We start from the raw sequence: 12,011 nt of genomic DNA, 5'->3' as shown, positions 1-12,011 counted from the left end.
CCCCCCGAGAAGGGGGCAGGGGCCGGGCCGGAGGGCTACTGGCGGACCTTCAGGATGTCGCCCAGGACGTTGTCCGGGAGGAGGGTGTTGCACTGCTGTTCGGCCGCGTTGGTGAGGGCGTCGTCGCGGCAGACGTAGAAGTCCTTGTAGGCCAGCTGCAGGGCGTACGAGCTCATCGCCAGGAGGATCGCCAGAGTGGCCGTGATCAGGCCGCTCACCGCCGCCGTGCGTTGGGGGCGGGCCGCCGGACCCAGGGAGGCCAGGCCCGTCGGGGCGTCCGGGGCGGTGGGCTCGGCCGGCTTGCCGCGCAGGGCGCTGATGCCCCAGTACAGGGCGAGCGCGCCCAGGAGCAGGCCCACCGACGGAATGCCGAAGATCCCGAAGAAGAAGCCCCACATGCCGGCGAGCAGCGCGTAGCGGGCGCGGCGCTGGATCGGGTCCGTCGGGTCCCAGCGCGCCGGGCCCCGCTGGCCGTCCGCGTCACCCGGGCCGTCGCCCGGCCCGCCCTCGCCGCCGCCGCGCGGCTGCCACGGCTGGTCGGGCCGGCCCTCCGGCGGAGCCGCGAAGGGGTTGTCGTCGGTGGGGGACTCGGGCTGACGGCGGTCCGGCATCGGGTGTGTTTCTTCCCCTGTGTCATGGACGTCACGAGGACGTCGTGGCGAGGTGGGCCCAGTTCGCGGCTTGTAAGCCAGACGCTACCGCCCGGCCGTCCCCCCGTCCCTCGGGGGCCGTCCGGTGTGCCGGTATCGTTGCAGGCGGTCGGTCGCTTCGTAGGGTCCCCCGTATATCGGTACCCCGAAGTTTTGTATGACCACACAAGACGAACACCACGAACACCGCAATTCCCGCGAGAAAGGGCCTCCCATGGCCGCCTCCCGCCTGGTCGTGCTGGTCTCCGGTTCCGGCACCAACCTCCAGGCCCTGCTCGACGCCATCGACGCCCACCCCGGCGGATCCGAGGGCTTCGGTGCCGAAGTCGTCGCCGTGGGGGCCGACCGCGAGAACATCGCCGGCCTGGAACGGGCCGAGAAGGCCGGGATCCCCACCTTCGTCTGCCCGGTCAAGGCCTACGGGAGCCGCGAGGAGTGGGACATCGCGCTCACGGAGGCGACCGACGCGTACGCCCCGGACCTCGTCGTGTCCGCCGGGTTCATGAAGATCGTGGGCAAGGCGTTCCTCGACCGCTTCGGCGGCCGGTTCGTCAACACCCACCCCGCCCTCCTCCCCGCCTTCCCCGGTGCGCACGGCGTACGGGACGCGCTCGCCTACGGCGCGAAGGTCACCGGCTGCACCGTCCACTTCGTGGACGGCGGCGTGGACACCGGTCCGATCATCGCCCAGGGTGTCGTCGAGGTCCGGGACGAGGACGACGAAGCCGCTCTCCATGAGCGCATCAAGGAAGTCGAGCGAGCGCTGCTCGTCGATGTCGTGGGGCGTCTGGCCCGGCACGGCTACCGCATTGAGGGACGAAAGGTAACAATCCAGTGACCGCCGTAGAGACCGTAGACAGCAACGACCCGACCACTACCCAGCGGCCGATCCGGCGTGCGCTCGTCAGCGTCTACGACAAGACGGGACTGGAAGAGCTGGCCCGCGGGCTGCACGAGGCGGGCGTCGCGCTCGTCTCCACCGGCTCCACCGCCTCGAAGATCGCCGCGGCCGGGGTGCCCGTCACCAAGGTCGAGGAGCTGACCGGCTTCCCCGAGTGCCTGGACGGCCGGGTCAAGACCCTGCACCCGCGCGTGCACGCCGGCATCCTCGCCGACCTGCGCCTGGAGGACCACCGCAACCAGCTCGCCGAGCTGGGCGTCGAGCCCTTCGACCTGGTGATCGTCAACCTCTACCCCTTCCTGGCTACCGTCCAGTCGGGTGCCACCCCCGACGAGTGCGTCGAGCAGATCGACATCGGCGGTCCGTCGATGGTCCGCGCCGCCGCCAAGAACCACCCCTCGGTCGCGGTCGTCACCAGCCCGGCCCGCTACGCCGACGTGATCGCGGCCGCCCAGGGCGGCGGCTTCGACCTCACCGCCCGCAAGCGCCTGGCGGCCGAGGCCTTCCAGCACACCGCCGCCTACGACGTGGCCGTGGCCTCCTGGTTCACGAACGCGTACGCGCCGCAGGAGGACGCCGTCCTGCCCGAGTTCCTCGCGGGCGCGTGGGAGCGCAAGTCGACCCTGCGCTACGGCGAGAACCCGCACCAGGCCGCCGCCCTCTACACGGACGGCCAGCCGGGCGGGCTCGCCAACGCCGAGCAGCTGCACGGCAAGGAGATGTCCTTCAACAACTACGTCGACACCGAGGCCGCGCGCCGCGCCGCCTACGACCACGACGAGCCCTGCGTCGCGATCATCAAGCACGCCAACCCGTGCGGGATCGCCGTCGACGCCGACGTCGCCGCCGCGCACCGCAAGGCGCACGCCTGCGACCCGCTGTCGGCCTTCGGCGGCGTCATCGCCGTCAACCGTCCGGTGACCGTCGAGCTCGCCGAGCAGGTCGCGGAGATCTTCACCGAGGTCATCGCCGCCCCCGCCTACGAGGACGGCGCGGTCGAGATCCTCGCCAAGAAGAAGAACATCCGCGTCCTGAAGGTGGAGGGCACCCCGCACCAGCCGGGTGACCTCAAGCCGATCTCCGGTGGCGCGCTGCTCCAGCAGTCGGACCTCTTCCAGGCCGAGGGCGACGACCCGGCGCACTGGACGCTCGCCACGGGCGAGGCCCTGTCCGAGGCCGAGCTCGCCGAGCTGGCCTTCGCGTGGAAGGCCTGCCGGGCCGTCAAGTCCAACGCGATCCTGCTCGCGAAGGACGGCGCCTCGGTCGGCGTGGGCATGGGCCAGGTCAACCGCGTCGACTCGGCCAAGCTCGCCGTCGAGCGGGCGGGCGCCGAGCGCGCGCAGGGCTCGTACGCCGCCTCCGACGCCTTCTTCCCCTTCCCGGACGGGCTGGAGATCCTGACGGCCGCGGGCATCAAGGCCGTGGTCCAGCCGGGCGGTTCGGTCCGCGACGAGCAGGTCGTCGAGGCTGCGAAGAAGGCCGGTGTGACCATGTACTTCACCGGCACCCGGCACTTCTTCCACTGAGGTCCCCGCGCAACCGAGGTCCCCAGGCATACGGCGAAGGCCGCGTCCCGCAGTGCGGGGCGCGGCCTTCGCCGTAGCCGGGGTCGGTGCGGGGCCCGGTGCGGGTGTCAGTAGCGGGGGCGCTGGAAGTAGGCGCTCGCGGCGCTGTTGGAGAGGCCCACGACGATCCAGAGGCCGAGGCCCAGCGGGACCAGGGCGAACGCCACGGACACGGCGATCGCAGCGGCCGGCATGTCCGCACTGGAGGACGACGCGGCGGACGCGGCGGAGAGGGCCACGAGGTTGCTGATCACGGTGCCGACACCCGCCAGGGTGAGCAGCGAGCCGTAGACGATGCCCGAGGCGCGGACCCCGCCGCGGCCCTTGCTCAGCTTGGCCGCCGTGAGGATGGCCCACAGCGCGAAGGCCACCGAGACGGCGATGACGATCACGAGGACGATGCCGGCGAAGGTCGCCACCTCGTCCGCGTCCGAGCGGTAGGAGCCCCTCGTGTCGGAGGTGAAGTACGAGGCGAGCAGCGCACCGCCGATGATCCAGACCACGGAGCCCAGGGCCTGCAGGCCGCCCAGGATGAAGAGGATGACGCGGGCGGCCTTCACGCCGCCGGGCATCTCGACGACGGGGCTGCCCGGGTACCCGGCCGGAGCGGCCGGGTACGCCTGCTGCGGGTAGGCGTAGCCGCCCTGCGGCGGGACGCCCTGCGGGGCCTGCTGCGGGTAGCCGTAGCCCGGCTGGCCCTGCGGCGGCTGCTGTCCGTACGGATTGTGGGGGTCGCCGAAACTCATCTTGGGGTGTTCCTCCGTAAAAGTGCGGGGACGCACGGCACACACGCGGAGGAATCCTGGATCGAGCGGTCCGCCCCCCCGGCACTGCCCGCGGCACTCATTCGTTGCATGGTCGTCCGATTGGCGAGGGGTTGTCCAGCTCGTTGCGGCGCGGCCGTGCACTTGTTGTGCAAGTGCAATGAACCGTGCACCCCTGCGAGCGCCTTGACTGGAACCGGGGCCACCTCATCCGGGAGGATGGGGTCATGACCGCCCAGATTCTCGATGGCAAGGCCACCGCAGCCGCGATCAAGTCCGAACTGACCGCCCGTGTGGCGGCCCTGAAGGCCAGGGGCGTCGCCCCCGGTCTCGGCACCCTGCTGGTCGGTGACGATCCGGGCAGCCGCTGGTACGTCAACGGCAAGCACAAGGACTGCGCCGAGGTCGGCATCGCCTCCATCCAGCGCGAACTGCCTGCGACGGCCTCCCAGGAGGACATCGAGGCGGTCGTACGGGAGCTCAACGCCAACCCGGAGTGCACCGGCTACATCGTCCAACTCCCGCTCCCCAAGGGCATCGACACCAACCGGGTCCTGGAGCTGATGGACCCGCTCAAGGACGCCGACGGCCTGCACCCCACTTCCCTCGGCCGGCTGGTGCTGAACGAGCCGGGCCCGCTGCCCTGCACCCCCTACGGCATCGTCCAGCTGCTGCGCCGCCACGACGTGGAGATCAACGGCGCGCACGTCGTGGTCCTCGGCCGCGGGATCACCGTCGGGCGCTCCATCGGCCTGCTGCTGACCCGCAAGTCCGAGAACGCGACCGTGACGCTCTGCCACACCGGTACGCGCAACCTCTCCGGGCTGCTGCGCCAGGCCGACATCATCGTCGCGGCGGCGGGCGTCCCGCACCTGGTCAAGCCGGAGGACGTGAAGCCGGGCGCGGCCGTGCTCGACGTCGGCGTGAGCCGCGACGAGCAGGGGAAGATCGTCGGGGACGTGCACCCCGGCGTGGCCGAGGTGGCCGCCTGGATCTCCCCGAACCCGGGCGGCGTCGGCCCGATGACCCGGGCCCAGCTGCTCGTCAATGTCGTCGAGGCGGCGGAACGGATCTCCAGTGCAGGCTGAACCGGACGCCGCTCAGCCCGCGGCCGCGGGCGGCGCGCCCGCGACGAACGGCCCGACCGGCCCGACCGGCGCGAGCGGCGCCGAGGGTCCCAGGTCCCGCCGCTTCCCGTCCGTCACCCGGGACACCGCCCGCCCCGAGGGCAGCGGCCGCGCCGTCCCCGGGGCGGTGTCCACGCCCGCGCGGCAGTGGCCGATGCTCAGCGTGCTCACCGCGACCGCGGCGGGCCTGCTGGCCACGGCGCTGGGCCAGCCGAGGATCGGCTGCCTGGTGATCGGCGTGGCCCTGATCGCGGCGTCGGTGCTGCGCCGCGTCCTGCCCTCGGTGGGGATGCTCGCGGTGCGCTCCCGCTACACCGACATGATCACGTACGGGGTGCTGGGCGTGGCGATCACGCTGCTCGCTCTGGTCATGGAGCCGAAGCCGTGGCTGGACATCCCGTTCCTGGAGAGCGCGGTCCGCTTCACCGTGCGGTGAGGGCCGCCGTACGGTCGAACCCCCGCGTCGCCCCTGGTCGGCCCCCGGTAACCCTTGGTCGAACAGGGGTCCGTGGGTCGATCTGACCTTCGAACGCCGGGGTCCGTGTGCCACGCACCACAGGGACCCGGGGGTTCGGCCGCTCACAGGTCGGATAGCCTGACCGCGGATGTCTCTTCACGTCAAGATTTACTGGGGAGCGGCGTCCGCCAGCACATGGGGCAGGGACGCCCCACCGCCAGCTGTCTAACGGAGAAGGCCATGACCCGCACTCCCGTGAATGTCACCGTCACCGGCGCCGCCGGCCAGATCGGCTACGCGCTGCTCTTCCGCATCGCATCCGGTCACCTGCTCGGCGCGGACGTGCCGGTCAAGCTCCGACTTCTGGAGATCCCCCAGGGCATGAAGGCCGCTGAGGGCACCGCCATGGAGCTCGACGACTGCGCGTTCCCGCTGCTCAAGGGCATCGACATCTTCGACGACCCGAACCAGGGCTTCGAGGGCGCCAACGTCGCGCTGCTCGTGGGCGCCCGCCCGCGTACCAAGGGCATGGAGCGCGGTGACCTGCTCTCCGCCAACGGCGGCATCTTCAAGCCGCAGGGCGCCGCGATCAACGCGCACGCCGCGGACGACATCAAGGTCCTCGTCGTGGGCAACCCGGCCAACACCAACGCGCTCATCGCGCAGGCCGCCGCCCCGGACGTACCGGCCGAGCGCTTCACCGCGATGACCCGTCTGGACCACAACCGGGCGATCTCGCAGCTGGCGAAGCGCACGGGCGCCGACGTCACCGAGATCAAGCGCCTCACCATCTGGGGCAACCACTCGGCGACCCAGTACCCGGACATCTTCCACGCGGAGATCGCAGGCAAGAACGCCGCCGAGGTCGTCAACGACGAGGCCTGGCTCGCCGACACCTTCATCCCGACCGTCGCCAAGCGCGGCGCGGCGATCATCGAGGCCCGTGGCGCGTCCTCGGCCGCCTCGGCCGCCAACGCCGCCATCGACCACGTGCACACGTGGGTCAACGGCACGGCCGCGGGCGACTGGACCTCCATGGGCATCCCGTCGGACGGCTCCTACGGCGTCCCGGAGGGCATCATCTCCTCCTTCCCGGTCACCACCAAGAACGGCACGTACGAGATCGTCCAGGGCCTGGACATCAACGAGTTCTCCCGCACCCGCATCGACGCCTCCGTCCAGGAGCTCGTCGAGGAGCGCGACGCGGTCCGCGCGCTCGGCCTGATCTGATCCGATCCGGTCTCATCGCTCAGATGTGATCTGATCCGGTCGGCCCAGCCGACCCGCTCTTCCCGAAGGCCCCGGCGCACGGCGCGCCGGGGCCTTTTGGCGTGATCGCGCCTGTCGGCTTCGAAACCGCCGCCCTATCGTTTCCCTCCGCACACCGAAAGGGGGATTCGGTGACAGGCAACGGGGACGGCAGAACTCCCGTGCACCCTTCGCTCAGCGAGGCGGGCCGGCTGCTGTGCGCAGGCACGTATCTGGACGCGGCGTACCGCGACCGGGTGATCCAGGAGCTCTACGTCCACGAGGAGCGCTACGTCGCGCCCTCCTACGGCTTCGACGCCGCCCGCGTCCTCGCCCACGCCCTCCAGGCCCGCCGCGCCGAAGCGGCCTGGGCCTCGGCCGTCGTGGCGGTGTGGGGCCTCGGGCTGCTCCTGGCCCAGGCGCTGCTGATCTTCCTGCTGATCCCGGCCGCGTTCCTCAGCGGCGCCGGGAGGATCAAACGGCGCCGCGAACGAGGGCGTCGCGCCAGCCGGTTCCTCGAATCGCTGCTGCGCGGATGCGGCTACGTGCTGCTCGCCGGGGTCGTCCTGGGGGTGGTGGTCGGCGCACTCGACGGCAGTGCGAACGTCGGCGGGGGCGAGGACTCCGCCGTCCTCCTCGAAGACCTCACCCGGCGGCTCGAACGCACGCCCTTCGGACTGCTCTTCGAGCTGCCCCGGCTCGGCTACGTCCTCGGCGCGGTGTACGGCTGGACCGCCCTGATCCTCTTTTTCCTGCTCAGCGTGGTCGTCGGCCTGCAACGGGGCCACTTCGCCCGCGTCATCACCACCTCCCTCAGCCGGACGCGCTACGCCGACCCGAGCGCCGACCCCGCCTCGGGCGGCCGCTACGCACGCGCCCGCAACCGGATCGTCCGCACCCAGCACGCCCCCCTGATCATCTACAACGTCGACGACCCGTTCTGCGGCGCCGGCGAGGCCCACCGGCCCTGGCACCTGTCGGTGGAACTGCGCCCCCAGGACGACGCCGCACCCGAACCGCTCGACAACGCACGGATCGTGGAGCGGATCCGGCCACGGCTGGAGGCCCTGCGCGTCCCGTCCCCGCACGGCTCGCCCGAAGCGCAGGAGGCCGTTCTGGACCGGCTGCGGGAGCTGGTCGTGGACGAGTGCGTGTTCCTGCCGCCCGCCGAGCTGCCCGGCGGGCACGAACTGGACCTGTCGGAGCAGGCGTTCGCGGCGCACCGGGCCGCGGCCGTCGAGGAGGGCGGGGAGCGGCGCCGCCACTTCCTGCGGGTCCGGGTCGGGGGCTGGGACGAGAACCTCGTCATCACCGTCTTCGTACGCGTCCACACCCAGGGCGGGATGCTGATGCTGGAGGTGGCGCCGCACGTACTGCTGCCCGTGCGGCCGGAGTTCCAGGAGGCCGACGACGTGGCCCGGCGGCACCTGCGCAACAGCGCCTTCGCGAAGGCGGTCTGGGCGCTGAAGAACGCCCCGCGCTCGCTCGCTGCGGCGCTCGGCACCCTGTCGGGCGGCAGCCGGGCCCCGTGGCAGATCGCCACGGCGGGCTACGGGGGCGCGCTTCCGGCCGGTCCGGCCGTGTCCGTGCGCGAGCTCGCGGCGCAGGAGAAGGCCTCGCTGTTCCAGCTGATGGACCTGGACCGGTACCTGAAGACCATCCAGGACCGGATCGTCGCCGGGGTGACCCTGGCCCTGCACGAAGCGGGCTGGCACACCGAGGAGTTCGCCCAGCGCGCGGTCACGGTGGCGGACGGCGGGGTGTTCATCCAGTCGGTGAACCACAGCGCGTTCAGCGTGGGCGGCAGCGGCCACAGCAACCAAGCGAGCCACCACACGGGGGGAAGGAACAGCGATGACGGATGACACGAGGGGCGCGGCGGCGGGCGCCGAAGGCGGCGCGAGCGCGGGCGCCGTAACCGGGGCGGTGCGGATCACCCGCATCGACGGCAGCAGCGTCAGCATCGGCGGCGCCCACATCACCAACACCGTCCACCACGGCGGTACGGGGACGGGCGCCCCGGACGCCGCGGAACTGCTGGAGGCCGTGCGGGAGCTGCGCGCGGCCCTCGTCCGCCTGCCGCGCAGCGCCGACCGCGCGGCGCTCGACGCCGAACTGGACGAGGCCGCCGGCGAGCTGGAGGAGGCGGGCCGGATCCGGCCCGGGCTGCCCGCCCGGCTGCGCGGGGCGCTGGAGCGGTGGGCGCCGCTGGTGGAGACGGTGAGCGCGGCCACCGCCCTCGGCGGGCTGCTCACCGCGCTGGGGGGCTGACCGGTGGCCGCGTCCCCGGGCGGCGGCCCCCAGTGGAACCCGCAGTCGCAGCGCTGGGAGTGGGCCGAGGAACCCCCGACGCCCCCGCGGCAGCAGCGGTTCGGCAGACCCGGCCGGCTCTCGCCGGCCGCGGGCGCCGGCCGGGAGTGGAAGGTCCCGCTGCTGGTGGCCGTCGGGGCCGCCGTCCTGGGCGGCTCCGCCGTGGCGGGGTGGTTCGTCCTGTCCGGGCCGGACGCGAAGGACCCCGAGGCACCCCCGTCGGCCTCGGGGACCCGCGATCCGGCGTCCGACGCGAACGCGAGCCCGTCCACGAGCCCGTCCGCGCGACCCTCGTACGGCTCGTCGCCCGACGTGTCGCCCGGCCCCGGGACCTCCGCGAGCCCCTCGACGGAGCAGGGCCACACGGTGGTCCACGACGAGGACGGCTTCTCGGTCGCCGTACCGGCGGGCTGGGAGCGCAGCCGCAGCGAGAACGGCAACGGGTCCTTCTACCGCCGGCCCGGAGACCGCAGCGCACTGCTCCAGATCTTCCGGGTCACCGAGCCGGCCGACGTCGGCGCGTGCGCACTGCTGGGCATCTCCTCCACGTACCTGAGCAGCAACGAGGGCTACCGGGAGGTCTCCCTCGGCCCGTCGGCCGGTACGTCCTGCGAGCTGGTCTACGAGTACGACAGCGCGGAGTCGAACGGCCGCCGCCGCGGGATCGAGCGGATCACCGCCGCCGCGGACGGCAGCCGGTGGGCCCTGCTGTCGGCGGGCCCCGCCGCCGACGAGACGGCGGTGCGCGCCCACCTGACGGCGGCCCTGGACTCCTTCAGACCGGACTGACCGTCACGCCTGCTTGTACATGCCCGGGGTGTAGTGCCCGGGCACCAGGCGGGTGGTGACACCGATCCGGTTCCAGACGTTGATCGTCGCGATGACGGCGATCAGCTGGGCCAGTTCGCGCTCCTCGAAGTGCTTCGCGGCCTTCGCGTACACCTCGTCCGGCACGAAACCGTCCGTCAGGACCGTGACGGCCTCGGTGAACTCGATCGCCGCGAGCTCCTTCTCGGTGTAGAAGTGCCGCGACTCCTCCCAGGCGCCCAGCAGCACGATCCGGTCGACGCTCTCCCCGGCCGCGATCGCGTCCTTGGTGTGCATGTCGAGGCAGAAGGCACAGTGGTTGATCTGCGAGGCGCGGATCTTGACGAGCTCGACCAGGGCCGGGTCCAGCCCCTTCCGGGAGGCCATCTCCAGGGCCAGGACGGCCTTGTAGACCTCGGGGGCGAGTTTCGCCATCTGCATGCGCGGGGTGTGTTCGTGGGCGGTTTCGGTCACTGCGGTGGTCGTCGTCATGTGATCCACCCTAGGAGCCGGGCGGCCCAGCGATATGGTCCATATCCATGACGGAATCCTGGGCCACTTTCGGGGCGGACCTGCATCTGGACCTGTCCGCCGGGCGCGGCCTGCGGGCCGGACTCACCGAGGCGCTGCGGGAGGCCGCGCGCAGCGGGCGGCTGGCCGCCGGGACCCGGCTGCCGTCCTCGCGCAGCCTCGCCGCGGACCTCGGCATCGCGCGCAACACGGTGGCGGAGGCGTACGCCGAGCTCGTGGCCGAGGGCTGGCTGACGGCCCGCCAGGGATCCGGTACCCGCGTCGCCGAACGGGCGCGGCCCCGCCGGCCCGCCGCGCCCGCCCGCGTACGGCGCCCCGCGCGCGGCGGACCCTCGTACAGCCTGATGCCCGGCTCCCCGGACCTGGCCGGTTTCCCGCGCGCGGCCTGGCTGTCGGCGGCCCGGCGGGCCCTGACCGGCGCGCCGAACGAGGCCTTCGGCTACGAGGGCGACGCACGCGGCCGCGTCGAGCTGCGCCGCGCGCTCGCCGACTACCTGGCGCGGGCGCGCGGGGTGTACGCGGACCCGGAGCGGATCGTGCTCACCGCGGGCTTCGTGCACGGGCTGAAGCTGCTGGCGCGGGTGCTGCGGGCGCGACGCGTGCGGGAGGTGGCGGTCGAGGGGTACGGCCTGGACTACCACCGGGACGTGTTGGTGCGGGCGGGGCTGCGGACGCGGCCGCTGGGGGTCGACGGGGACGGGGCCCGCACGGGAGAGCTGACCGGAGCGGGCGGTGCGGCCGGTGCGGCCGGCGCGCCCGGCGCGGTGCTCCTGACCCCGGCGCACCAGTTCCCGACGGGCGCCGCCCTGACCCCGGCCCGGCGGGCGGCCGCGGTCGACTGGGCCCGGACCACGGGCGGGCTGATCCTGGAGGACGACTACGACGGGGAGTTCCGCTACGACCGCCAGCCGGTGGGGGCGCTCCAGGGCCTCGACCCGGACCGGGTGGTGTACCTCGGCACGGCCAGCAAGTCGCTGGCGCCGGGGCTGCGGATGGGCTGGATGGTGCTCCCGCCGGGGCTGCCGGACGAGGTGCTGGCGGTCAAGGGACTGGGCGACCGGACCTCCAGCGCGCTGGAGCAGCTCACGCTCGCGGAGTTCATCACCTCGGGGGCGTACGACCGTCACGTGCGGGGGATGCGGCTGCGCTACCGGCGGCGGCGCGACGAGCTCGTCGCGGCGGTGGGCGGGCGGGTGGCCGTGTCCGGGATCGCGGCGGGGCTGCACGCGGTGCTGGACCTTCCCGCGGGGACGGAGAGGTCGGTGCTGCAGTCGGCGGCCTGGCAGGACCTGGCCGTGTGCGGCCTGGCCCGGTTCCGGCATCCCGAGGCCGAACTCCCCGCGCGGGACGCGCTGGTCGTCGGCTACGGCACCCCGCCGGACAGCGCGTGGGCGCCGACGCTGGCCGCCCTCGCCGCCGCACTGCCGTGAGCCTCGCCGGCGCTTGACGCTGGTCGGGCGCAAAGCCCTGGTCTTCCAGCCCCTGGCGTTCGAGTCCGATGGTCCGGAACGGAGCCCTGGTCTTTCAGCCCCTCCGGCGTTTGAGGAGCGGGGTCCGGGGCGGAGCCCCGACGGTGGCGCCGCTGTGGGGGGGGGGGGGGGGGGGGGGGGGCGCGCCCGCCGCGCCGCACCGCCCGACGCGCGCGGGGCGG

Annotated in this window: 12 protein-coding genes; 9 read left to right on the top strand and 3 right to left on the bottom strand. The window is 73.0% G+C overall.

What is annotated here, in order from left to right; translation table 11 throughout:
* Positions 1-35: 35 nt before the first annotated feature.
* A complete protein-coding gene (locus ACF059_RS27260) occupies positions 36-611 on the bottom strand; it encodes a hypothetical protein (RefSeq protein WP_392061980.1) in 576 nt (191 codons plus the stop codon).
* A gap of 253 nt (positions 612-864) precedes the next feature.
* On the opposite strand from ACF059_RS27260, the gene purN reads away from it, so the two are divergent.
* Positions 865-1,488 (top strand): phosphoribosylglycinamide formyltransferase, encoded by a 624-nt coding sequence (purN, locus tag ACF059_RS27255; RefSeq protein WP_392061977.1) that lies wholly within the window; start codon positions 865-867, stop codon positions 1,486-1,488.
* Positions 1,485-3,077 carry a bifunctional phosphoribosylaminoimidazolecarboxamide formyltransferase/IMP cyclohydrolase gene (gene purH / locus ACF059_RS27250; RefSeq protein ID WP_392061974.1) on the top strand — a complete coding sequence of 531 codons (1,593 nt, stop codon included), beginning with the start codon at positions 1,485-1,487 and terminating at the stop codon, positions 3,075-3,077. Before purN ends, purH begins: the two co-directional genes overlap by 4 nt.
* Positions 3,078-3,184: 107 nt before the next feature.
* On the opposite strand, the gene ACF059_RS27245 is transcribed toward purH, so the two are convergent.
* A complete protein-coding gene (locus ACF059_RS27245) occupies positions 3,185-3,862 on the bottom strand; it encodes a hypothetical protein (protein ID WP_392061971.1) in 678 nt (225 codons plus the stop codon).
* A 245-nt stretch (positions 3,863-4,107) separates the two neighbouring features.
* Between ACF059_RS27245 and ACF059_RS27240 the strand changes: the two genes are divergently transcribed.
* The 6 genes from ACF059_RS27240 to ACF059_RS27215 all read left to right on the top strand — a co-directional run bounded on the left by ACF059_RS27240 (position 4,108) and on the right by ACF059_RS27215 (position 9,811).
* The gene (locus ACF059_RS27240; protein ID WP_360897303.1) at positions 4,108-4,968 is read left to right on the top strand and encodes a bifunctional methylenetetrahydrofolate dehydrogenase/methenyltetrahydrofolate cyclohydrolase; all 861 of its coding nucleotides are present in this window, start codon (positions 4,108-4,110) and stop codon (positions 4,966-4,968) included.
* Positions 4,958-5,443 (top strand): DUF3017 domain-containing protein, encoded by a 486-nt coding sequence (locus ACF059_RS27235; protein WP_392061968.1) that lies wholly within the window; start codon positions 4,958-4,960, stop codon positions 5,441-5,443. The genes ACF059_RS27240 and ACF059_RS27235 overlap by 11 nt, the downstream gene beginning before the upstream one ends.
* Before the next feature lie 261 nt (positions 5,444-5,704).
* Complete coding sequence (locus ACF059_RS27230; protein ID WP_361943340.1) at positions 5,705-6,694, top strand: malate dehydrogenase; 990 nt, start codon at positions 5,705-5,707, stop codon at positions 6,692-6,694.
* 170 nt (positions 6,695-6,864) lie between these two features.
* Positions 6,865-8,577: a hypothetical protein gene (locus ACF059_RS27225; RefSeq protein WP_392061965.1), complete on the top strand. Its 1,713-nt coding sequence runs from the start codon at positions 6,865-6,867 to the stop codon at positions 8,575-8,577.
* Positions 8,567-8,983 carry a hypothetical protein gene (locus ACF059_RS27220; RefSeq protein WP_392061961.1) on the top strand — a complete coding sequence of 139 codons (417 nt, stop codon included), beginning with the start codon at positions 8,567-8,569 and terminating at the stop codon, positions 8,981-8,983. The genes ACF059_RS27225 and ACF059_RS27220 overlap by 11 nt, the downstream gene beginning before the upstream one ends.
* Positions 8,984-8,986: 3 nt before the next feature.
* On the top strand, positions 8,987-9,811 hold the full coding sequence (locus tag ACF059_RS27215; protein ID WP_392061958.1) for a hypothetical protein: 825 nt from the start codon (positions 8,987-8,989) through the stop codon (positions 9,809-9,811).
* A gap of 3 nt (positions 9,812-9,814) precedes the next feature.
* On the opposite strand, the gene ACF059_RS27210 is transcribed toward ACF059_RS27215, so the two are convergent.
* Positions 9,815-10,321 (bottom strand): carboxymuconolactone decarboxylase family protein, encoded by a 507-nt coding sequence (locus ACF059_RS27210; RefSeq protein ID WP_360897315.1) that lies wholly within the window; start codon positions 10,319-10,321, stop codon positions 9,815-9,817.
* 47 nt (positions 10,322-10,368) lie between these two features.
* Between ACF059_RS27210 and ACF059_RS27205 the strand changes: the two genes are divergently transcribed.
* A complete protein-coding gene (locus ACF059_RS27205) occupies positions 10,369-11,790 on the top strand; it encodes a PLP-dependent aminotransferase family protein (RefSeq protein ID WP_392061955.1) in 1,422 nt (473 codons plus the stop codon).
* Positions 11,791-12,011 lie beyond the last annotated feature (221 nt).

The sequence above is a fragment of the Streptomyces sp. NPDC016562 genome (assembly GCF_043076955.1).
Lineage (GTDB): Bacteria > Actinomycetota > Actinomycetes > Streptomycetales > Streptomycetaceae > Streptomyces.
This window is presented reverse-complemented; position numbering and strand designations above follow the sequence as displayed.

Coding starts and splice junctions, on each gene's coding strand:
- ACF059_RS27220 (WP_392061961.1), top strand. CDS start 8,567: ATGACGGATGACACGAGGGGCGCGGCGGCGGGCGCCGAAGGCGGCGCG.
- ACF059_RS27240 (WP_360897303.1), top strand. CDS start 4,108: ATGACCGCCCAGATTCTCGATGGCAAGGCCACCGCAGCCGCGATCAAG.
- ACF059_RS27230 (WP_361943340.1), top strand. CDS start 5,705: ATGACCCGCACTCCCGTGAATGTCACCGTCACCGGCGCCGCCGGCCAG.
- purN (WP_392061977.1), top strand. CDS start 865: ATGGCCGCCTCCCGCCTGGTCGTGCTGGTCTCCGGTTCCGGCACCAAC.
- ACF059_RS27205 (WP_392061955.1), top strand. CDS start 10,369: ATGACGGAATCCTGGGCCACTTTCGGGGCGGACCTGCATCTGGACCTG.
- ACF059_RS27210 (WP_360897315.1), bottom strand. CDS start 10,321: ATGACGACGACCACCGCAGTGACCGAAACCGCCCACGAACACACCCCG.
- ACF059_RS27260 (WP_392061980.1), bottom strand. CDS start 611: ATGCCGGACCGCCGTCAGCCCGAGTCCCCCACCGACGACAACCCCTTC.
- ACF059_RS27245 (WP_392061971.1), bottom strand. CDS start 3,862: ATGAGTTTCGGCGACCCCCACAATCCGTACGGACAGCAGCCGCCGCAG.